Here is a 20,640-nt window from a genome sequence, read left to right as displayed (position 1 = left end):
ACGACACTAGAATCATAAACTTGCTAGTGTCCTGATCGAATCCGAAGTTCGCTCTGAGCTCGCTGCAAAGTATAGCGAACTTCGGATTCGGGACACTAGTCGACTTTCAGTGCCTTGAAGCGGGCCAGAAAGCGTTTCTCTGCCTTGCCGGCCGGCCAGGGGGTCAGAAAATCGGTCTGCACATTTTCCGGCACATCGGGCGGCCGCCCAAAGAACTTGCGCGCCTCCGCATCCTTGAAGCCGGCGAGGCGCGTGGCCTCGAGATAGGCTGCGCCGGCATCGGCGGCCTTGATGCGCGCGGTCAGGTCTTCCGGCAGAGCAGCGGGCAGGCCGAAGCGAATGTGGATGGCGCTCAGGAGCCGCTTTTCAACCACCTTGTATGACCCGCCGATGACGGCCTTGAAGGGCGAGATCATGTCCCCGATGACGTACTCCGGCGCATCGTGCAGCAGCACGGCAAGGCGGATGCGATGGTCGGCGCGCGGCATCTGCCGTCGCAACACGGCTTCCACCAGCAACGTGTGCTGAGCGACGGAAAAGATATGCGCGCCGGCCGTCTGCCCGTTCCAGCGCGCGACTCGTGCAAGGCCGTGCGCGATGTCCTCGATCTCGATGTCGAGCGGTGAAGGGTCGAGCAGGTCGAGCCTGCGGCCCGATAGCATGCGCTGCCAGGCGCGCTCGCGCTCCGGGGCAAGCGCCGCTGCAGCCTTCGCGGTCATGTGCCGCGTCGCTTGCGCTTCAGCTTGCCGCAGATCTCATGGCAGTGACAGCTGACGAGGTGGTCGTTGACCATGCCGGTTGCCTGCATGAACGCGTAGACAATGGTCGGTCCGACGAACTTGAAGCCGCGCGATGTCAGGTCTTTCGAGATCGCGATCGATATCGGCGTCGAGGCGGGCACGCTCTTGGTGGTCTTGAACTTGTTCACTTTCGGCTTGCCGTCCACGAAATCCCACAGCAGCGCCGAAAAGCTCGGGCCGTCCTCCATGATCTTCAGGTAGGCCTTTGCGCTCGCGACCGTGCCTTCGATCTTGGAGCGGTTGCGCACGATGCCGGCATCGTTCATCAGCGCGTGAATCTTCGTGGCGTCGTACCGGGCGATCCTTTCGGGCTCGAAATCGTCGAAGGCTTTGCGGAAATTCTCCCGCTTGCGCAGGATCGTGATCCACGACAGGCCGGCCTGGAAGCCATCGAGAATCAGTTTTTCGAACAGCGCACGATCATCGTACTCCGGCACACCCCATTCGTCGTCGTGATAGGCCATATAGAAAGGATCGTCGCCCGGCCATGGGCAGCGCTTCTTGCCGTCGGGATGCAGGCGTGCAGACGTCATGGCGCGACCTGCTTTTCAGGCAGCTTGGCGTCGGCAGGATCCACCAGCTTCAAACCGATCCCGCCGGCTGACAGCGACACGCCGCCAGCGAGTGCGCTCGACACCTTGTCGAGCCGCAGCAAGGCCAGCCCGCGGCCAGCGCGTGACGAGCCCATCGTGCCGACGGACTTGCCGTCGGCGATCACGTCGCTGCCTGCTTCGGGCGGCGGCCCGTCGAGGACGACCCGTACGGTGCGCGTGCGCGCCGTGCCGCGATGCTGCATGCGCGATACGACCTCCTGGCCGACATAGCAACCTTTGTCAAAATCGACCCCGTGCAGGCGATCCATATTGGCTTCGTGCGGAAAGGCATCACCGTAGATGAAATCCGTCCCGCCATTCGGCACCCCGCATACGATGCGGTGGACCTCATACATGTCAGGAGCAACGAGCTCGGCGCCGATCGCCTGGGCGACGTCGGCCGACTGTCCGTCCGGGACGACAATCCGGTAGCCCAGCTCGCCATTGCGGGGATCAGCGAAGGCGAGGTCGGGCATCGTTGCAGGCCGGCCGTCCCAGGCCGCGAGCACGCCGAATTTGCCGGTGAGGTTTTCCACGGTTACCTTCGCCCGCAGCTTGTAGAAATTGAGCTTGGTGGCGAGCTGATCGGCGAGGGGCTTCGGACAATCGATCAGGAAGCCGCCGCCCTGAGCGGCGGGCGCTTCCGTCACCAGAAAGTCGGCGACGATCTTGCCCTGCGGCGTCAATAACGCCGCGAATCGTGCGGTTCCGGGCTTCACCTCGGCAAGTTCGGCGGTCACGAGATTGTTGAGAAATTGCCGTGCATCGTCGCCGCCAATCTTGACGACGCCACGGTCAGGAAGAAACGCTGCTTTCATCGAACTTGCTCTTGCTAGCTGTTGCTGCAAAACGTAAGGCGCGGGGGCGAGCGAGACAAGTGCCGTCGCGGCGATGCGAGGAAGCATGAGTGCAAGCTACGATGTGATTCTGAAATCCGGGACCGTCGTCAACCAGGACGGTGAAAGCCTGCGCGACCTCGCCATCAAGGACGGGCGAATCGCCGCCATCGGCGCGCTGGGCGGCGCCAGCGCTGCCGAGATTATCGACTGCAAGGGGCTGCACATCCTGCCCGGCGTGATCGACACGCAGGTGCATTTTCGCGAGCCTGGCCTGACGCATAAGGAAGACCTGGAAACGGGCTCGCGCGCGGCCGTTCTGGGTGGAGTTACAGGCGTGTTCGAAATGCCGAACACGGATCCCCTGACCGTCACCGAGGCGACGTTTGCCGACAAGATCAAGCGCGGCACTCACCGCATGCACTGCGACTTCGCCTTCTACATCGGCGGCACTCGCGAAAATTACGAGCAGTTGCCGGTGCTGGAACGCGCCAGGGGTTGCGCCGGCGTCAAGGTGTTCATCGGCTCCTCGACCGGAAGCCTGCTGGTGGAAGACGACGAGGGCCTGCGCCGGATCATCAGCGTCATCCGGCGCCGCGCGGCGTTTCACGCCGAGGATGAATATCGGCTCAACGAGCGCAAGGGCGTGCGCATCGAAGGCGATCCACGCTCGCATCCGCTCTGGCGCGACGAGGTTGCGGCGCTGACAGCGACGAAGCGGCTGGTAAACATCGCGCGCGAGTTCGGCAAGCGCATCCACGTGCTGCACATTTCAACCAGGGACGAGATGGAGTTCCTGAAGGACCACCGCGATGTTGCTTCCGTCGAGGTGACGCCGCATCACCTGACGCTCACCGCGCCCGAATGCTACGAGCGACTCGGCACACGGGCGCAGATGAACCCGCCGGTGCGCGACGCGCTGCATCAGGCCGGCATCTGGGACGGCGTCACGCAGGGCGTCGTCGATGTGCTCGGCTCAGATCATGCACCGCACACGATCGAGGAGAAGTCCAAGAACTACCCAGCCTCGCCCTCCGGGATGACCGGCGTGCAGACGCTGGTGCCGATCATGCTCGATCACGTGAACGCCGAGCGGTTGTCGCTCGCGCGCTTCGTCGACCTGACCAGCGCCGGACCGCAGCGCCTGTTCAACATTGCAGGCAAAGGGCGGATCATGGCCGGCTATGATGCCGACCTGACGATCGTCGACCTGAAGCGGGAGGAGACCATCACCAACAAGTGGATCGCCTCGCGCGCCGCCTGGACGCCGTATGACGGGGTGAAGGTGAAGGGCTGGCCGGTCGGCACCTTCGTGCGGGGCAGGCGCGTGATGTGGCAGGGCGAGCTCACGGCGCCGTCACAAGGCGAGCCGATCCGCTTCATGGAAACGCTGGTGCCTTGAGACACGGAGTCCTTGCGTCATTGCGAGCGAAGCGAAGCAATCCAGTCTGAGTCCATCGCGAATGCCGCGCTGGATTGCTTCGTCGCCATAGGCGAGCGAAGCGACGCCGTTCTTCGAACGGCGATGCCTCGCAATGACGGGCAATTATTGCTTTGCAGCCATCACCGAGAACTCGCCATTCTTGACGCGCGCCGAAAGGCCTTCGACGAACTTCGCGACGGCTTCTTCGCCGTAGGTGGCCACCAGTTCGGCGAAGGCGGTGAACAGGCTCGCCTGCGCCAGGCAGTCGCCATCGATCCCATCGAGACGCGCCTCTGCCCAGGCTTCCGAGAGATAGGACAGCGCGATCCGCTTTTGAGCGTCGTCGGCCAGCAGGTCTTGGGACGTGGAAACGGACATCGATCTCACAGGAATGCCCCAGGTTTTGGGCTGGGGCTTGTGAATCATCTCTAGCATGGGCGGCGCGGCCGCCTAGGGCGATCTTTAGGAAAGGTTAACCGGCATTCCGCCAGGGCGGTAACCTGTGCGGACTGCGGAGCTAGTTCGCGTAGCGCGCGGTCAGGTCGCGCGAAATCTTTGCGCCCTCCGTCAGGTAGCGCTTGATCGCGACGTTCGCCGCAGGCGTGCAGTTGCGGTACGTCTGCTGGAACCCGTGGTAGCCGCGGTTGAAGCTTGCGATCAGCCGCGTGCGACGCTCGCCCGAGGGCGTCTCCGCGTCCGCCAGAGCCTGCATCTCGTTGCGCCACTTCTGGCCCTCGTTGGCGCCGCAGATCGCGCGCAGGTAGTGCAGCGCGCCGAGGATCTCGGCGAAGCGCTGCAGGTCGGCGTCGAACGGCGCGGCGCCCTCCTGCGCTTGTGCGGGCGCAAGGCCGAGGCAGGCAAGGATCGTCAGAACGTGCAGAAACTTGCGCATCGGGAGGTTCCGAGTTCGACCGTCATATGACCGGTCGCGACGGCGTAAGCAAGGCGCCCGCGTGGCCGAGTGGCGGGATCTCGGCAAGAGACTATGCGGGAGAGAGCAGCCGCTCCGCCTGCCGCAAGATCTCCAGCAGGCCCTCGGTGGTCGGCAACGCCGCAACCGCCTCAATCGGCATCCAGTGGCCGTCGCTCAGTTCATCGTTCAGCGTGACTTCGCCCGCAACCCAGCGCGCCGCGAAGGGCAGAATCACGAAATGCCGACCGCGCGGGCCGACGGCCTCCGACAGGATGATTTCGCGGTAGCCGGCAAGACCGGCCACCTCGACGGTGAGGCTGGTCTCTTCCATCACCTCACGGCGGACCGCCTCGACCAGCGTCTCGCCGATTTCGACGCGCCCGCCGGGCAGCGTCCACAGGCCTTTGGCGGGCGCCGCGGCGCGGCGAACGACCAGCACGTTGCCGCTGCGAAAGATGGCGGCGCTGACGGCGAGCTCGGGGGCGGGGCGCGGAGGCATGCCGCTCACGCCGACATGATCAGGTCGGCGTCGCTCTGCGGCTCGGCTTCCTCTGCCTGCGCTTCGCTGGCGCCGTTGATGACACCGCCTGCCTGGATGACCAGCGGCTTCAGCCAGCCGGTCGCCTGCTCAGCGAGGCGGGCACGGGTCGAGGCCTGCGTTGCCTCGCTCATCGCGTCGTGGATGGCGGTCAGGATCCCGGTCAGCGTATCGCACAGGCCGTCGAAGCGGGTGCGGATTTCGGGATCGGCCTGCTCATAAGCGGCGATCGCGAGGTCGCGAGCCTTGAAATTCGACTGCCGGAAATGAGCGGGGTAGCTCAGCGGTTCCCAGCGCAGGAAGTCCTCCGCACATTCGGGCATTGCCGGAATGATCTCCAGAAGCATGATCGCTTCATTGAAATGGTTCAGGTAATCGGTTGCAAGCCGTGTCTTCGGGTTGATATTGGCAGCAACAAGCGTGGCCGCGTCGAGCGCGTCCTGCGAGGAAGACGTGAGAGCAGAGGAACTTGGGGTGGGCGGCATCTGCTCCATTGTTGGCGCTTGTGGTTAATTCCTGCTGAAACTGACGCAAATGAATTCCGATTTTTGGAAAGTGAAATGTGCGGACGCTTCGTCATAACATCTTCGCCGGAGGCGCTGCGGCGGCTGTTTGGTTATGGCGAGCAACCGAATTTTCCGGCGCGCTACAACATCGCGCCGACCCAGCCTGTCCCGGTCGTGCTGCTCGAGCGCGGCGTGCGCCGGTTCATGCTGATGCGCTGGGGCTTTCTGCCGGCCTGGACGAAGGACCCGAAAAAGTTCGGGCTGGTGATCAATGCGCGCTCGGAGACGGTGATCGACAAGCCGGCGTTCAAGAATGCGATCCGGCGACGGCGGTGCCTGATCCCGGCCGACGGCTACTACGAATGGCCCGACCTGGGTGCGCGCAAGCAGCCGCTGTTCGTCTATCCGGCGGGCGGCGGGCCGATTGCGTTCGCGGCGTTATGGGAGACCTGGGTCGGGCCAAACGGCGAAGAACTCGACACGGTCGCCATCGTCACGACCGTGGCGAGCGCTGACCTTGCAAGCTTTCACCCGCGCATGCCGGTGACGATCGCGCCGGATGCGTTCGATCTCTGGCTCGATTGCGCCAACGTCGACGCCAAGGCTGCGACCTCGCTGCTGACGCCGGCGCCGCTCGGCACGTTCGCCTGGCATGAGGTCTCGACAGCGGTCAATCGCACAGCGAATGACGATCCGCGGTTGATCGAGAGAGTGTCGGCGGAGGAGGCGGCAGCGGAGGCCGAGGCCGCAAAGCCGCGCGCAAGAGCGTCGCGCAAGATCACGTCCAGCGATCAGGGATCGCTGTTCTAAGTGGACGGCGCTGTCGCGGTGACGCGTCGGTGCATTTCCCGGGCGCGAAAAATCCAGCCGAGCAGACCCGCCGCGAGCGCCAATCCGGCGACCAGAAGCGATACCGCGCTCCAGCCGAAGGCTGATGCGATAAGGCCGGTCGCTGCTGGGCCGAGCGCCAGTCCCACATTGTTGCCTTGCATGACGAAGCCCATGGTCGCGCCGATGAGCTCGCTGCGCGGAGCATGCCGCGGCACGGCATCCATCACAATGACCGGAATGAATCCGCCGACGAACGCGAATGCGACGCTGAGCGCATAATTCGCGGCGGGCGGAGCGCCGCCCAGGAAGACACCGACGCCGGTGACGCCGAGCAGCGCGAAACTCGCCATCAGCAACTGCCATGGCTGCAGCCCTTTGTTCAGCATGGCGCCGCAGACGAGATTGCCCGCAGCACTCGCCATGACCGCGGCCGCTGTCAGAAGGCTCGCGGTTTCCGGAGAAACAGCAAGCCGGTCCGTCAGGATCACCGGGAGGAATCCGAAGATCGCAAAGAATGATGCAGAAAACGCCGCAAACAATCCCGCAAGCAGCCATGGGCCGGGCGCGGCAAGCGTGTCGCGGATATCGACCGTGATCTTGCGTGGAGCAGCGGTTGCGTGTGCGGTCGGCACGGCGATCGCTGCGAGGCCGCCATAGCCGAGCAGAAGAACGGCATTGGCAATCCAGAAGCCGCGCCATCCGACAGCAGCGAGCGGCGAGGCTGCCAGCAGTGACAGGGTGATTCCGACCGGCATGAACGTTGCCCAGAGCGAAAGCGCCCGTTCGCGGTGGCCGGCGGCAGCGATGCGAACGATGAGAACCGGAGCTGCGATGATGACGCAAAGGAACCCAAGGCCTTCGACGACGCGCATGGCGAGAAGAAGCGATGCGCCGGCAGCAACCGATCCGAGCGCTGACGTTACACCCTGGACCGCAAGTCCCCAGACCAGCATGCGCTTGGCGCCGATGCGATCGGTGGTAAGGCCGATCGGCCCGCCGGCAAGCGCGCCGACCAATGCGAATGCTGACAGCAGCCACGATGCGACGGTCAGGCTAAGGCGAAGGTCGCCTTGAACGTCAGCGAGGGCCACCGTCGCCTTGCCGACTTGAACCGCCGATATCACGCCGGCCCCGACGAGAACGAACAGCACTGCCCACGGCGTGGCAGTTTTTGTGCTCGATTCCCGCATCAGCGCTCCTTGCTTTCCGCCGTCGATCAAAAACGGCCTGCAGCGCAAGATGTTCGCAAGGTGGCGCGATTGCACGTATGAGTTTCGTATGGTTGCCCTACGAATTTGTATGGAAAGGGTTCGCGGCCGCCGCGCCGCCTAGTCGGCCGGCCTGAGATCGCGCGCCATCGCCTTCAATTCCTTGGCGAGGAAGTCGATCAGGCTGCGCACCCTCGGCGTGTTGCGCAAATCGGCATGCACGCCGGTTCTCACGGGATTGTACGGTTCAGGGAGCGGCGGCTTGATGCGGGAAAGATTGGCGCGCGGGTCGGCCAGGACGCGTGGAAGCACCGCCATGGCTTCGCCCGCTTCAGCCGCTGCGATGTGCGACTGAACGCTGTTCGTCCGCAGTGTCACATGCGCGTTGGCGGCGATCACCTTCAACCACTCGAACGGTACCACCTTGTCCGGCGATTCGATCAGCGAGATGACGGTATGGCCAGCGCACTTGCTGGTGAAATCCGGAGGCCCGTGCCGCTTCAGATAGCTCTGCGAGGCATAAAGCCCATAGGACACGTCGGCCAGCTTTCGCTGGACCAGGTCATCGCGGCCAAAGTCGCCGACCCTGACTGCGATGTCGGCTTCGCGCCGCGACAGATTGAAACGCCGCGCATCATTGACGAGGTTGATCCTGACCTGCGGATGGCGGCCCCCGAAGCGCGCAAGCAGCGGTGCCAGAACATCGTCGCCGAACCAGCCGAGACTGGTCAGTGTGATGGGGCCCTGGAGGTCGCGATCGCGCGCAGCGATCCTGCGCGCCACGGCCTGCGCCTGCTCGTCCATCCGCTCGAGCGGCTCGATCAGGCCGAGGCACAAAGGCCCGGGAGAGAGGCCGCCGGCCTGACGTTCGAACAGCTTGGCACCGATACGCCGTTCAAGGCCGGCCAGTCGTCGGCTCACGGTCGGCTGGGTCGTGCGCAAGGCGCGCGCCGCTGCGCTCAGCGAACCGTGTCGCGCAATCGCATGCACGATCTTGAGATCGTCCCAATCCAAACCGTCGGCCTCCGAACCTGCCTTCCATATACGATTTCGTATGGCCTCACTACGCGCTTCGTGCGTTGAGCGCTGGACGGTCTTGGCTAAATCCGCGGGTGTCGCCAACCTTTGGAGCAGTCATGACCCGCATTCTTGTTCTCTACTATTCATCTTATGGACACATGGCGACCATGGCCGAGGCCGTCGCCGCAGGCGCCCGGTCAGGCGGCGCCGAGGTCGTGCTCAAGCGTGTGCCGGAGCTTGTTCCGGACGACGTCGCGCGCAGCTCCGGCTACGTCATCGACAATGCGCCCGTCGCCGAGCCCAAGGAGATGGCGGACTACGACGCGATCATCTTCGGTACGCCGACGCGCTTTGGAAACATGGCGAGCCAGATGAAGAACTTCCTGGATCGGGCGGGTGGGCTCTGGGCGCAGAACAAGCTGGTCGGCAAGGTGGGTAGCGTCTTTACCTCCACCGGCAGCCAGCACGGCGGTCAGGAGTCGACGATACTGTCCGTCCACACCGTGCTGTTGCACCTCGGCATGGTGATCGTCGGGCTTCCCTACAGTTTCCAGGGGCAATTGCGCATGGACGAGATTAGCGGTTGTTCGCCGTACGGCGCGTCAACGCTCGCCGACGGTGGAAACGGCGCCGACCGCAGGCCAAGTCGGAACGAGCTCGACGGCGCCGAGTTTCAAGGCCGCCATGTGGCGTCCATCGCCACAGCGCTTGATCGCGGTCGCCTCTCGTAAGGACGGCAGGTCGCGCTATCGGCTTTCGCCGAAGTAGAGCGCCGCGATTCCGAGGATCACCGCCATCACCAGCAGCGGCACGGCGATGGTGGTCACCTTGCTGCGAGTGAGGGTTCGGCTCGACAGGAACAGCAGAAGAAACAACCCGATGACGCCGAGTGTAATAAGCGTCGGGTTGGTCTCGTAGATCTTGTCGAGATAGGTGTGCAGCTCGAACAGCCAGGACATGGTGCGACTCCCCCTTGGTCGTCGCTCAAGGTTAGCAATGTCCCCATTTCGCGCGCATGACAGGCGTCGTCGGCGAAACTAAACCACCTTGCCCGGGTTCAGGATCCCGTTCGGGTCGAGGGTGGCCTTCAGCTGGCGCATGAGCTGCAGGGCGACCGGATCCTTCACATGGGCGAGCTCGTCGCGCTTCATGTAGCCGATGCCGTGCTCGGCGGAGATCGAGCCGCCGAATTCAGCGACGACGCCGTGCACCACGTCGTTCATGGCGCGCCACGAGCCAAGAAAGGCTTCCTTGTCGGCGCCGATCGGCTGGCTGATGTTGAAGTGAATGTTGCCGTCGCCGAGGTGGCCGAACGGGACCACGCGTGCGCCGGGCATGAAGCGGACGACGGCGGCGCTTGCCTTGTCCAGGAACTCCGGCACGGAGGCGACCGGCACGGACACGTCGTGCTTGATCGAGCCGCCTTCCGGTTTTTGCGAATGGGTGACGAAGTCGCGCAGGTCCCAGAACGAGCGGCGGTGCTGCAGGCTGGTGGCGATGACGGCGTCCTCGACCAGTCCCTCCTCCATGCCGCGCGAAAGGATGGTTTCCATCGTCTCGCTCAGGCTGGCGGCGGGCGAGGTCAGCTCCATCAGCACGTACCACGGATGACGCGTCGGCATTGGATCGCGGATGCCACTGCCGTGGCGGACGCAGAATTCGATGACGATCTCCGGCACCAGCTCGAAGCTCGTCACCGCGCCGCTCGCTTCGGCGCGTGCGACGCCGAGCAGGGCGAGCGCGTCCTTCGGCGACTTCAGACCGATGAAGGCGGTCTCCACGGCGCGCGGCTTCGGAAACAGTTTCAGTACCGCCGCGGTGATGATGCCGAGTGTGCCTTCTGCGCCGATGAACAGGTTGTGCAGATTGTACCCGGTGTTGTCCTTCTTCAGCTTCGACAGCGCGTTGAGGACGCGCCCGTCCGCGAGGACCACCTCCAGCCCGATCACCAGGTCGCGGGCGACGCCGTAGGCGAGCGCGGTGTTGCCGCCGGCGTTGGTCGAAAGATTGCCGCCGATGGTGCAGCTTCCCTCCGCGCCAAGCGAGAGCGGAAACAGCCGGTCAGCCTCGCTCGCATGCTTCTGGGCATTCAGCAGCACCATGCCGGATTCGCAGGTCATGGTGTTCGACTGCGGGTCGAGGTCGCGGACGCGATCCATCCGCCGGAGCGAAACCACGACCTCGCCATGGTGCGGCGTCTGCCCGCCCACGAGGCCGGTGTTGCCGCCTTGCGGTACCAGTGGCGTCTGCGTCTCGTTCGCGAGCTTGCAGATAGCGGAGACCTCAGGCGTCGACCCGGGGCGCAGCACCAGTTGCGAATGCCCATGATAAAGCATCCGCTCTTCGGTGACGTAGGCAGCGATGTCGTGCGGATCGGTCACGGCGTATTTCTCGCCGACGATCGCCTTGAAGCGTCCGATCAGATCAGGCGTCAGGCGCTTTGGCGTCGGCTCGATCCTGTTCATCGCGTCTCCTCATACGGCCGCGCGGCGCAGCCGATCGTTGATCGCTTCGCCAAGCCCTTCGTTCGGAATCGGCATCACCGCGATCTGAATTGCATCCTTGGCGTCGAGCTCGCGAAGGTGGCGGAACAGATTGGCCGCCGCCTCGACGAGATCGCCGCGTGTCGAGAGATTCAATATGGCGGCGGCCTTGTCCACTCCCGCAACCGCAGGCGTGCCAAACGCCAGCAGCGCTTCGCCCGGCTCGAGCGTGGTCGCGTTCAACCGCACAGGCGAGCGCGGCGCATAGTGCGAGGCCAGCATGCCCGGCGCGAGCGGCTGCGCCGTGGTTTCAAACTGCGGCAAGTCGGCAAGCCGCATGCGCAGAACCGATTCGATCTCGCCGCGTGCGAGACCGCCCGGGCGTAGCAGCAGGGGGGTCTCGAAGCAGCCGACGATGGTCGATTCGAGCCCGACCTGGGTCGGTCCGCCGTCGACGATCAGATCGATTTTTCCCTTGAGGTCGGCTTCCACGTGCTGTGCTGTGGTCGGCGAAACATGACCCGATACATTGGCGGAGGGCGCGACAACCGGCTTGCCGAAAGTTGAGAGAATGTCGCGCGCGATCGGGTGCGCCGGAACTCGCATGGCAATGGTTTCGAGCCCTGCGGTCGCAAGTTCGGCGACCGGGCAGTCGGCCGCGCGTGGCAGCACCAGCGTGAGCGGTCCCGGCCAGAAGGCGTTTGCGAGCTTCTCGGCGTTTGCGTCGAATCGGGCAATGCGTTGTGCCGCGATGCGGTCGCCGACATGGGCGATCAGCGGATTGAACGACGGCCGGCCCTTGGCGAGATAAAGCCGGGCGATGGCCTCCGCGTTGGTGGCGTCAGCGCCCAGTCCGTACACGGTTTCGGTGGGGAACGCGACCAGCCCTCCGTCCGCGAGGCGGCGCACCGCGGCCGCAGTGGCTTCGTCGCTCGCCAACATCGTTCGGGTTTCGGTCCTGACCGGCATTATGGATGGGTTTCCAATTCTTCAGGTTTCCACGACCTGCTTCTCGCAGCGCCGGAACGCCTTGCGGCGGGGCGAAGCGGAGGCTATAAGCCGCCCTCTAAATCGGAGTGTGGCTCAGTCTGGTAGAGCACCTCGTTCGGGACGAGGGGGTCGCAGGTTCAAATCCTGCCACTCCGACCAGCAATATCAAGCACTTGCGCAGGCTCCTGTCGAGGCCATGTTGGCTTTGCCAACGAATTGCCAACGATGGATGCTGAAGTCGACTCGATTTTGCCAATGACATGACCCGACGCGTCGCTGAGGAAGAGTAGGGGACGGTCTGCGGCATGCCTGCAGGCCGAATGCGGTCGCGGCCGTCGGCGGAAGGCAAGGTGCGATCGCGGTTGAAAGGCGGCTGAGGCCGTGGGCGGGGCAACGATGAGCGACGACAAGGCGAAGCTGCTGCACTCGCTGAAGATCGACCGGGGGGTAAGCGAACCGGAACGTCCGGCTGCGCGCCGGGGCTGGATGGTGGCTGCCGTCATGGTCGGGTGCGCGCTGATCGCGCTTGCGGCCTATCTGCTGTTCGGATTCCGGACACAGGAACAGCAGCCGCGTCAGGAGGTCGCCTCTCAAACAACGGCTCAGCCGCAGGCGCCGGCACCACAGCCCCAGACGGCTGTGAGCAGCGACGCCGGCAACCTCGCTGCATCGGGATACGTGGTCGCCCGCCGCAAGGCGACCGTGGCCGCCGAAATCACCGGCAAGGTCCTCGGCGTGTATATCGACGAAGGCATGACCGTGACCGAAGGGCAGGTGGTCGCGCGTCTCGACAGCGTGCTGGCCGAGAAGGACTACGAACTCGCGAAGTCGCGCGTCGAAGCGGCGGACGCCGCCATCGGCATGATTGCGGCCGATCTCGAGGATGCGAACCGCATCTTGGTGCGCATTCAGGCGCTGTCGCAGAAGAGTGTCGCGACGGAAGCTGATCTGACCAAGGCCCAGACGCGCGTCGGAGTGCTGACCGCTCAATTGCGCCAGGCGCGCTCACAGCACGAGTCCGCGAAGATCGATGCCGAGCGCAGCGCGTCGGTGCTCAGCAAGCATCAGATCCGCGCGCCGTTTGCCGGCGTGATTGTCGAACGCAGCGCCCAGCCCGGCGAAATGATCTCGCCGATGTCGGTCGGCGGCTTCACCCGCACCGGCATCTGCACCGTCGTGGATATGGACTCCATCGAGATCGAAGTCGACGTCAACGAGGCCTTCATTGGCCGCGTTACGCCGGGTGGGGCCGTCAACGCGGTGCTGGATGCGTACCCGGGCTGGACGATCCCAGCGTCGGTGATTGCAATCGTTCCGACCGCCAATCGTGAAAAGGCAACGGTCCGCGTCCGTATTCGTTTCGAGAAGAAGGATCCGCGGATTCTTCCTGACATGGCTGTGAAGGTGACGTTTCTGCGTGATGCCGCTGCAGTCCCGGCATCCACCGGCACCACCACGGCGGCAAACTGATATTCCGACAGGAGAGACAAGTGACAGGGGAGCATCCGATGGTTCGCCTTGCCGGTGTGAGCAAGCGCTTCACCAAGGGCAAGGAGACGATCTCGATTTTCGATCACCTCGATTTCACGATTCCAAAGGCCGATTTCGTCGCGGTCATGGGGCCGTCGGGTTCGGGAAAGACGACGCTTCTTAATCTGCTCGGCGGCATAGACCACGTCGATGAGGGCGAGATCGCGATTGCCGACCAGCGTATCGACGGCATGTCGGAAGGCCAGCTTGCCGCGTGGCGCGCCAAGAACGTCGGCTTCATCTTCCAGTTCTACAACCTCATGCCGATGCTGACCGCGGCTCAGAACGTCGAACTGCCATTGCTGCTCACCCGCCTGAGCGGCAAGGAGCGTGCCAGCCGCGTCAACACGGCACTCACGGTGGTCGGTCTCGCCGACCGGGTCAAGCACCGGCCGCGCGAGATGTCGGGCGGACAGCAGCAGCGCGTCGCCATTGCGCGCGCCATCGTTTCCGATCCGAACCTGCTCTTGTGCGACGAGCCCACCGGCGACCTCGATCGCACATCTGCCGACGAGATCCTTTCGATCCTGCAACTGTTGAACAAGGAGCTCGGCAAAACCATCGTCATGGTGACGCACGACCCGGCGGCCGCACGGTACGCGCAGCGGACCTTGCATCTCGACAAAGGCCGCTTTGTCGAACGGGAGCTCGCCGCGTGAACGACTTCGATCTGGTGCGGAAGAATCTGTTCCGCCGCAAGCTCCGCGCGATCCTGATGATCGTCTCGATCCTGGTCGCGTTCATGATCTTCGGCGTGCTGGCCGGGTTCTACCGCGCCTTCAACGCGGGCGAAGATCGGGCTGCGGCCGATCGCATGATGGTGGTCAACAAGATCAACTTCACCCAGCCGCTGCCGATCGCCTACTACAACCGCGTGCGCGCGGTGGAGGGCGTACGGCAGGTCACCCACGCCAACTGGTTCGGCGGCTACTACCAGGACCCGAAAAACATCATCATTTCGCTGGCGATCGAGCCGGCCAGCTATTTCGATATCTACCGCAGCGAAGTCGACCTCGCCCCCGAGGCGCTGCAGGCCTTCGTGCGCGATCGCGGTAGCGCGGTGATCGGCGAGTCGCTGGCGGCCAAGCATGGCTGGAAGGTCGGCGACCGCGTGCCGCTGCAAAGTAACATCTTCTCCCAGAAGAGCGGCGGGCATACCTGGGACTTCACCATCGCGGGCATCGTCAAGGGCAAGGCCGAGCACGTCGACACGAACTTTCTCCTGTTCCAGTACAATTACTTCGACGAGACCCGCTCGTTCGGCAAGGACACGATTGGCTGGTTGATCCTGCAGACGACCGCGCCCGAGAACAACGATCGTGTCGCCAAGACGATCGATGCGATGTTCGCCAATTCCAGCGCCGAGACCTCGACCGATACCGAGAAGGCGTTCGGCAAGGCGTTTGCCGCCCAGTTCGGCAACATCGCGCTGATCGTCACGCTGGTGGTCGGTGCGGCGTTCGTCACCATTTTGATGATCGTCGGCAACACCATGGCGCTGTCGATCCGCGAACGCACCCGCGAAATCGGCGTCCTGAAGACGCTTGGATTTTCCGGGCCGCGGATCCTGGGCATGGTGCTCGGCGAATCCATTCTGCTGGCGCTGCTTGGCGGCCTGCCGGGTCTCGCCGCTGCTGCCCTGATTGCGATCGCGCTGCGCAACAGTCTCGCCAATGTCGCTCCGGCCTTCTCGGTCTCATCCGAGATCGTGCTGCAGGGCATTGGACTGATGCTCGCGCTTGGGCTGATCACCGGACTGATTCCGGCCGTCAATGCGATGCGGCTGAAGATCGCCGCAGCACTAGGCCGCGGCTAGTCGATAAGGGGACTACAGATGGGTTCGCTCTGGCGCCAGGTGGCGGCCGTCACCTCGATCAATCTCAGGAGCATTTCGCAGCGACGCTGGTTGTCACTGTCGACGGTCATCGCGATTGCCTTGGTGGTGGTCGTGCTGCTCGCGTTCCTCGCAATGGCCAACGGCTTCCAGCGCACCATTGCCGGCGCCGGCGCCGACGATATTGCGATCGTGCTGCGCGCGGGCTCGCAGGCCGAGATCAACTCGACAGTCAGCCGCGACCAGGTCCGATTGATCGAAGACGGCCCGGGCATCGCGCGCGGGCCCGACGGCAAGCCGCTGATTTCGCCCGAACTCTATCTGGTCGTCGATGGCGTGAAACGCTCGACCAAGACCAAGGCCAACCTGCCGCTGCGCGGTATCGGCGAGCAGGGGGCCAACCTGCGCAAGGGCATTGCGATCACCGAGGGCCGCATGTTCGGCGGCGGCGCCAACGAGATCGTCGTAGGCAAGTCGCTGCTGCGCGAGTTCGAAGGCCTCGATCTCGGCAGCACCGTGTCGTTCGGAACGACGCGATGGACCGTGGTGGGAGTGTTCGACGCAGGCGGCAGCGTGTTCGAGTCGGAGATCTGGGCGGACCTGCCGGTCGTTCAGAGCCTTTTCAATCGCAATAACATCTTCCAGACTGTCCGCGTGCGCCTGACCGGGCCCGCGGCACTGAATGAGCTCAAGAGCTATAGCGACAACGATCCACGGCTGAAGCTCGACGTCAAATCCGAAGCGACGTATTTCGCCGAGCAGGCCTCGCAAACCTCAGACTTGATCCAGAAGCTCGGTTGGCCGCTCGCAATCGCGATGGCATTCGGCGCGCTGGCAGGCGCGCTGAACACCATGTATTCGTCGGTCGCCGCGCGCGCGACCGAGATCGCGACGCTGCGGGCGATCGGTTTCGGTGGTTTCCCGGCCTTCGTCGGGACGCTGGTCGAATCGCTGTTGCTCGCCGCGATTGGCGGCCTGCTCGGCGCCGCGGCGACCTACCTGATCTTCGACGGCATTACGGCTTCGACGCTTGGAGGCAATTTCACGCAGGTGGTGTTCGACTTCAAGCTGAGCCCCGCGCTGATCGCGGAAGGCGTCCTGTTGGCGCTGCTGGTCGGACTGATCGGCGGCTTGTTTCCAGCCATCCGTGCCGCGCGCCTGCCGATCGTGAGCGGACTATACGCGAACTAGGCTTCGGTTCGGCAAACACTCGTAGCCTTTAGCCCGGACGTCCCGGATTGCGCTGCGCTCCATCCGGACTGAGGTTGCTGCAGTCAACGAACGCTCTCGAACTTTGATGGCTTCTGGGAGCGTTCGAGCGATGTGGATCCTGCCTCGTCGCTGGCGAACAGGCGCTCTCCGAGCATCTCGAGAAACCTCGTCCACTCCATCTGGAACTTCGGATCGTCGCTGTTTCGTCCGGTGACGAGCCGGGTGAGTTGAGTGAAGGTCAGTGGAAAGGTGGCGAGGCTCAGCGCCGCCAGGTGGATCATGCGGAAGTCGAAATCGCTGGTCAGCTTGCCGTCGATCTGCGCCTGCTTGATCGCCTTGCCATACTCCGAGATGCTTTTCTGCCGGTCGCGCTCACCCGGAACGGCGCGGCTCTTGCCGCGCGCCGCTTCCCAGACGAGGAAGCGCATATAGTCCATGTTGTCCTTCCGTTTGTTGAATCGGGCCGCAGCAAGGTGCCGCGGATCGTCCGGAAGGCCCTCCACCCATTGCTGGATGGGGCGGAATTTTTCGTTGTGCACCGCCTCAAAGAGCGCCTCCTTGGTCGGAAAGTGATGGCTTAACAACTGTTTGCTGACGTTGGCACGGCGCGCGACCGCGGACAGCGTCGTGGCGTCATAGCCCTTCAACGAGAATTCCTTCGCAGCCGCGCTGATTACGCGGCCCCGAGTGCGCTCCGCGTCTCTGATTCTGGGCATCGCAGCTCCTGCTATTTGACTATCGACAAGTTAAGGTGTGGGATAGGAACCGGCAACGGCTCCTGCTCAGTCCCGATCGGCCTGGTCCTCGGGTTGCAACGAATGGGCCAGCAAAAATGCAGCGAGGAAACATGCAGACCATCGATCGGCGTGGCGTACTGGGACTGGCGGCCTCTGCTCTGGCCATCGGGTCGGGCATTCGTTCGAGCAGCGCCGCAAGTGAGGGCATCGAGACCATCGATGTGACACCGGCGCTGATCTCGGCGGCGCAAAGGGAAGGGAAGGTCGTCGTTCGGTACAGCTCGCCCGTCGATGAGATGGCCCAGATGAGCGAGGCATTCTACAAGCGCTTCAATATCACGGTGCAGGCGGACCGCAAGGTCGGGGTCCTCGGCACACAACAGTTTGCGACTGAGGAGCGTGCCGGGCGCCACATCATGGACGTCAACTATTCGGCGGATCCGACCGGCATCAAGGATCTCGCGGAGGAGGGCTACTATCTGCGATTCACGCTTCCCGACCTGGAAGCCAAACTCGACAAGGCGGCCTATCTGCCGACGCTTGGCTACTGCCCCAAATGGACCGAAGTCGTCATCTCGTACAATCCGTCCGCCATCCCTCATGAAAGGGCACGCGAGCTGTTCAAGACTTGGAACGGTCTGCTGGATCCGGCCTTGAAGGGCAAGATCGGCCTCAACGAACCTGCCGGCGGCGGCGTTCCGTTCGCGACCTATCTGATGTTTTACCGCAATCCGCAATACGGAAAGGAATTCCTGGCCAAGCTCGCTGCGCAGCGGCCGAGACTCTATCCCGGCTCCGCTCAGGCGCGCGAAGATCTCGGAGCCGGCGCCATATCGGTCTTCATTCCGAACTGGGAATCGATTGCGATGATCGGCGTCTTGCGCGGCGATAAGACCGCGTGGACCTATCCCGACATCGCGCCGGCCTTCGCCAACACCTACTTCTGCATCTCCAAGAACGCGCCCAATCCCAACGCGGCCCGGTTGTTTGCCGCCTGGTTTTTTACGCCGGAAGGCGCGGCCGTGATGCAGCTCGCGCAGGCGAAGCCGACGCTGAAGAACCAGCCTGAGATGCGCACGGCTGTCGCCGAGCTGAAGAAAACCGATTGGTGGCGTCCGTACCCGGAAGAGATCCGCTGGATTCCCGACACGGACGACTGGATCAAGAGTTCGGACACTCTGATTCCGGAAATGCGCAGGACGCTCGGCTGGCGCGGCTGAAGCTGTTATTTGACTTATGTCAAATAGTTGCTTGACGATAGTCAAATAAGTGCCTTACGATTGAATGAACGTGAATATCGATCGGCATAAGTTCGATGATGTTCACGACAAAAAATGTGGGCGCAATTCACCGCTCAGGGGAGGACCATGCTCGCGCAGTATGTTCGTCGTCCAGCGCGCCGGCGTCGATCGAAAGGCGTGTGCCGTTGACCGAGGCAAGCGCCATACCCGAGCGGATCGAGGCGATCGATCGCGGACGCAGCGTCGCCGGCGAGCGAATTCGTGCCGCCGTGACGTGGCTGTTCCTCGCTGTCGTGACGGTCCTGGTCGTCACGCCGATGGCCGCGATCGTGTTCGGGGCGTTTCGGACCCGCAGCCCCGGAGATCCGCGCGCCACATTCAGCTTGCAAAGCATCGAGGCGGTCTACCTGGGCCTGTTCAACGGCGGGTGGACCCAGTCGGCGACGCTCCACACGGTTCTGCTGGCCATTCCCGTGACGATCAGTGCGACGGCGCTCGGCCTTTTCCTGGCCTGGGCGGTCACGCGCACCAACATGCCCGGAAAGCGCTGGTTCGAGTTCGGATTTCTGCTGTCGCTTCTCTACTCGCCGCTCGTGGGTGTGATCGGCTGGACTGTGCTCGCAGATCCCGCCGCCGGCCTGTTGAACGGACTCTGGTCGGCACTGACCGGCGCCAGCGATCCGCTGTTCAATATCTACTCGTATGGCGGCATCGCCTGGGTCATGATCTTCTTCTTCGCGCCCTATGCGTTTCTGCTGAACGTCGGCGGCTTTCGATCGCTCGATGTCACGCTCGAAGAGGTTGCCGCCGTATCGGGCGCCAATCTCTTCAAGCGCATGATGCTGATCACGCTGCCGGTCATGATGGCCGGCATCGCGGCTGCCGCATTGTTCATCTTCACGCTGGCGCTGGAGCAGTTCGCTATACCCGGATTTCTTGGGACCCATGTCCAGTTCGATACGTTGGCCTATGCGATCTTTCTCAGGACCAACGCCTATCCCAGCGATCTGCCGGGCGCCGCCGCGGCAGGCACGCTTCTGTTGATCCTTTCCTCGATCGGGCTGTTCGCCTACCGGCGGCTGACGCGCCATTCCGAACGTTTCGTCGCGGTGACTGCGCGAGGCTACAAGCCGGGGGTCACGGAACTCGGCGCCGGTCGCTATGTCCTGTTCGGCGTTTGCCTGCTGATATTCATCGTCGGAATCGCGGCGCCCTTGATTGCGGTAGCATTGCGGGCCCTGCTTCCCGTGCGAACGATGACGTTCGATCCCGGCAGCCTGACCCTGGACAACTTCAGGGTTCTGTTCTCGGCGGCCGACATGCTGCTGGGCCTGCGGAACACGTTCTATCTTGCATTCGGAGCGGCGACGGCGTGCAGCGTCATCGGTCTGGTCGTCGCGTTCCAAATCACGCGTCGAAAGTCGCTCGCAAAGTCGATCCTGGATTACATGATCGCCTTGCCGATCGGCGTTCCCGGCACCGTGTTCGGCGTCGGGATGCTGTGGGCCTATGTCAGGACGCCGCTTTACCTTACGCTCGGGATCCTGCTGCTCGCCTTCGTTATCCGCTACCTTGTCTACTCGGTGCGCTCGATCGGCGGCGCTCTGATGCAAATCGACAAGGCGCTCGAGGAAAGCGCTGCGGTTGCTGGCGCCACGCCGTTCAAGAGCTTCATGTTCGTCAATCTGCCACTGCTCCGTCCGGTGTTGGCGTCGGCCTGGCTCTTGGTCTTCCTGATCGTCATGCGAGAGATCAGCTCGTCGATCATCCTCTACGGCGCGCACACCGTTACATTGCCGATCCTGACATGGAACTACCTGAACGACGGCAGCTATGGCGTGGCGAGCGCGCTCGCCATCACCCAGATCGGCATCGTCGGTGTCGTCTTCATCGTACTCACGCGATTCTTCGGCGCGGACCTTCGCGCCAGAGCGGCGGAATGAGC

The 20,640-nt window shown here is 63.6% G+C and carries 22 protein-coding genes and 1 tRNA gene; 10 read left to right on the top strand and 13 right to left on the bottom strand.

From position 1 onward, the window contains the following. Positions 1-95: 95 nt before the first annotated feature. The 3 genes from RCO31_RS27495 to RCO31_RS27485 are packed head-to-tail and all read right to left on the bottom strand — an operon-like array spanning position 96 to position 2,211. On the bottom strand, positions 96-719 hold the full coding sequence (locus tag RCO31_RS27495; RefSeq protein WP_308971546.1) for an HD family hydrolase: 624 nt from the start codon (positions 717-719) through the stop codon (positions 96-98). Beyond that, positions 716-1,333 carry a DNA-3-methyladenine glycosylase I gene (locus tag RCO31_RS27490; protein ID WP_308971545.1) on the bottom strand — a complete coding sequence of 206 codons (618 nt, stop codon included), beginning with the start codon at positions 1,331-1,333 and terminating at the stop codon, positions 716-718. The genes RCO31_RS27495 and RCO31_RS27490 overlap by 4 nt, the downstream gene beginning before the upstream one ends. Then, positions 1,330-2,211: a folate-binding protein gene (locus RCO31_RS27485; protein ID WP_308971544.1), complete on the bottom strand. Its 882-nt coding sequence runs from the start codon at positions 2,209-2,211 to the stop codon at positions 1,330-1,332. Before RCO31_RS27485 ends, RCO31_RS27490 begins: the two co-directional genes overlap by 4 nt. A gap of 85 nt (positions 2,212-2,296) precedes the next feature. Between RCO31_RS27485 and RCO31_RS27480 the strand changes: the two genes are divergently transcribed. Continuing rightward, positions 2,297-3,631: a dihydroorotase gene (locus tag RCO31_RS27480; protein ID WP_308971543.1), complete on the top strand. Its 1,335-nt coding sequence runs from the start codon at positions 2,297-2,299 to the stop codon at positions 3,629-3,631. Between the two features lie 144 nt (positions 3,632-3,775). On the opposite strand, the gene RCO31_RS27475 is transcribed toward RCO31_RS27480, so the two are convergent. The 4 genes from RCO31_RS27475 to RCO31_RS27460 all read right to left on the bottom strand — a co-directional run bounded on the left by RCO31_RS27475 (position 3,776) and on the right by RCO31_RS27460 (position 5,588). Beyond that, positions 3,776-4,030: a hypothetical protein gene (locus tag RCO31_RS27475; protein WP_308971542.1), complete on the bottom strand. Its 255-nt coding sequence runs from the start codon at positions 4,028-4,030 to the stop codon at positions 3,776-3,778. 139 nt (positions 4,031-4,169) lie between these two features. Then, on the bottom strand, positions 4,170-4,544 hold the full coding sequence (locus RCO31_RS27470; RefSeq protein ID WP_308971541.1) for a TIGR02301 family protein: 375 nt from the start codon (positions 4,542-4,544) through the stop codon (positions 4,170-4,172). A 91-nt stretch (positions 4,545-4,635) separates the two neighbouring features. Continuing rightward, positions 4,636-5,064 (bottom strand): NUDIX hydrolase, encoded by a 429-nt coding sequence (locus RCO31_RS27465; RefSeq protein WP_308971540.1) that lies wholly within the window; start codon positions 5,062-5,064, stop codon positions 4,636-4,638. A 5-nt stretch (positions 5,065-5,069) separates the two neighbouring features. Continuing rightward, the gene (locus RCO31_RS27460) at positions 5,070-5,588 is read right to left on the bottom strand and encodes a hypothetical protein (RefSeq protein WP_308971555.1); all 519 of its coding nucleotides are present in this window, start codon (positions 5,586-5,588) and stop codon (positions 5,070-5,072) included. Positions 5,589-5,663: 75 nt separating this feature from the next. On the opposite strand from RCO31_RS27460, the gene RCO31_RS27455 reads away from it, so the two are divergent. After that, positions 5,664-6,419: an SOS response-associated peptidase gene (locus RCO31_RS27455; protein ID WP_308971539.1), complete on the top strand. Its 756-nt coding sequence runs from the start codon at positions 5,664-5,666 to the stop codon at positions 6,417-6,419. Here RCO31_RS27455 and RCO31_RS27450 read toward each other — a convergent pair. Together RCO31_RS27450 and RCO31_RS27445 are read right to left on the bottom strand one after the other, a co-directional pair. Continuing rightward, entirely contained in the window at positions 6,416-7,633 is a 1,218-nt protein-coding gene (locus tag RCO31_RS27450; RefSeq protein ID WP_374991540.1) for a CynX/NimT family MFS transporter, read from the bottom strand. The two genes, RCO31_RS27455 and RCO31_RS27450, sit on opposite strands and share 4 nt — an antisense overlap. Positions 7,634-7,768: 135 nt before the next feature. Continuing rightward, complete coding sequence (locus RCO31_RS27445; RefSeq protein ID WP_308971537.1) at positions 7,769-8,662, bottom strand: LysR family transcriptional regulator; 894 nt, start codon at positions 8,660-8,662, stop codon at positions 7,769-7,771. A 122-nt stretch (positions 8,663-8,784) separates the two neighbouring features. Here RCO31_RS27445 and wrbA point away from each other — a divergent pair, with 122 nt between their 5' ends. After that, positions 8,785-9,399, top strand: a complete 615-nt coding sequence (wrbA, locus tag RCO31_RS27440) for an NAD(P)H:quinone oxidoreductase (RefSeq protein ID WP_308971536.1) — start codon at positions 8,785-8,787, stop codon at positions 9,397-9,399. Between the two features lie 15 nt (positions 9,400-9,414). Here wrbA and RCO31_RS27435 read toward each other — a convergent pair whose 3' ends face one another. The 3 genes from RCO31_RS27435 to RCO31_RS27425 all read right to left on the bottom strand — a co-directional run bounded on the left by RCO31_RS27435 (position 9,415) and on the right by RCO31_RS27425 (position 12,120). Next, the gene (locus tag RCO31_RS27435; protein WP_308971535.1) at positions 9,415-9,627 is read right to left on the bottom strand and encodes a hypothetical protein; all 213 of its coding nucleotides are present in this window, start codon (positions 9,625-9,627) and stop codon (positions 9,415-9,417) included. Positions 9,628-9,705: 78 nt separating this feature from the next. Next, entirely contained in the window at positions 9,706-11,133 is a 1,428-nt protein-coding gene (locus RCO31_RS27430) for an FAD-binding oxidoreductase (RefSeq protein WP_308971534.1), read from the bottom strand. A gap of 9 nt (positions 11,134-11,142) precedes the next feature. Further along, positions 11,143-12,120, bottom strand: coding sequence for an L-threonylcarbamoyladenylate synthase (locus RCO31_RS27425; protein ID WP_308971533.1), 978 nt, complete (start codon positions 12,118-12,120; stop codon positions 11,143-11,145). Positions 12,121-12,223: 103 nt separating this feature from the next. On the opposite strand from RCO31_RS27425, the gene RCO31_RS27420 reads away from it, so the two are divergent. The 5 genes from RCO31_RS27420 (at position 12,224) to RCO31_RS27400 (ending at position 16,696) form a co-directional block, all read left to right on the top strand. Next, positions 12,224-12,300 (top strand) — tRNA-Pro (locus RCO31_RS27420). A gap of 237 nt (positions 12,301-12,537) precedes the next feature. Next, on the top strand, positions 12,538-13,611 hold the full coding sequence (locus RCO31_RS27415; RefSeq protein ID WP_308971532.1) for an efflux RND transporter periplasmic adaptor subunit: 1,074 nt from the start codon (positions 12,538-12,540) through the stop codon (positions 13,609-13,611). A 38-nt stretch (positions 13,612-13,649) separates the two neighbouring features. Then, positions 13,650-14,330: an ABC transporter ATP-binding protein gene (locus RCO31_RS27410; protein WP_308971554.1), complete on the top strand. Its 681-nt coding sequence runs from the start codon at positions 13,650-13,652 to the stop codon at positions 14,328-14,330. Then, positions 14,327-15,487: an FtsX-like permease family protein gene (locus RCO31_RS27405; RefSeq protein ID WP_308971531.1), complete on the top strand. Its 1,161-nt coding sequence runs from the start codon at positions 14,327-14,329 to the stop codon at positions 15,485-15,487. Before RCO31_RS27410 ends, RCO31_RS27405 begins: the two co-directional genes overlap by 4 nt. An 18-nt stretch (positions 15,488-15,505) precedes the next feature. Beyond that, a complete protein-coding gene (locus RCO31_RS27400) occupies positions 15,506-16,696 on the top strand; it encodes an ABC transporter permease (RefSeq protein ID WP_308971530.1) in 1,191 nt (396 codons plus the stop codon). An 83-nt stretch (positions 16,697-16,779) separates the two neighbouring features. Here RCO31_RS27400 and RCO31_RS27395 read toward each other — a convergent pair whose 3' ends face one another. Continuing rightward, positions 16,780-17,433, bottom strand: a complete 654-nt coding sequence (locus tag RCO31_RS27395) for a helix-turn-helix domain-containing protein (protein ID WP_308971529.1) — start codon at positions 17,431-17,433, stop codon at positions 16,780-16,782. Positions 17,434-17,564: 131 nt separating this feature from the next. On the opposite strand from RCO31_RS27395, the gene RCO31_RS27390 reads away from it, so the two are divergent. Then, positions 17,565-18,674, top strand: coding sequence for an extracellular solute-binding protein (locus RCO31_RS27390; RefSeq protein ID WP_308971528.1), 1,110 nt, complete (start codon positions 17,565-17,567; stop codon positions 18,672-18,674). 206 nt (positions 18,675-18,880) lie between these two features. Beyond that, a complete protein-coding gene (locus RCO31_RS27385; RefSeq protein WP_308971527.1) occupies positions 18,881-20,638 on the top strand; it encodes an iron ABC transporter permease in 1,758 nt (585 codons plus the stop codon). Positions 20,639-20,640 lie beyond the last annotated feature (2 nt).

The sequence above is a fragment of the Bradyrhizobium sp. LHD-71 genome (assembly GCF_031157255.1).
GTDB lineage: Bacteria > Pseudomonadota > Alphaproteobacteria > Rhizobiales > Xanthobacteraceae > P52-10.
The sequence above is the reverse complement of the archived record's forward strand: the minus strand, read 5'-3'. Positions and strand labels throughout refer to the sequence as shown.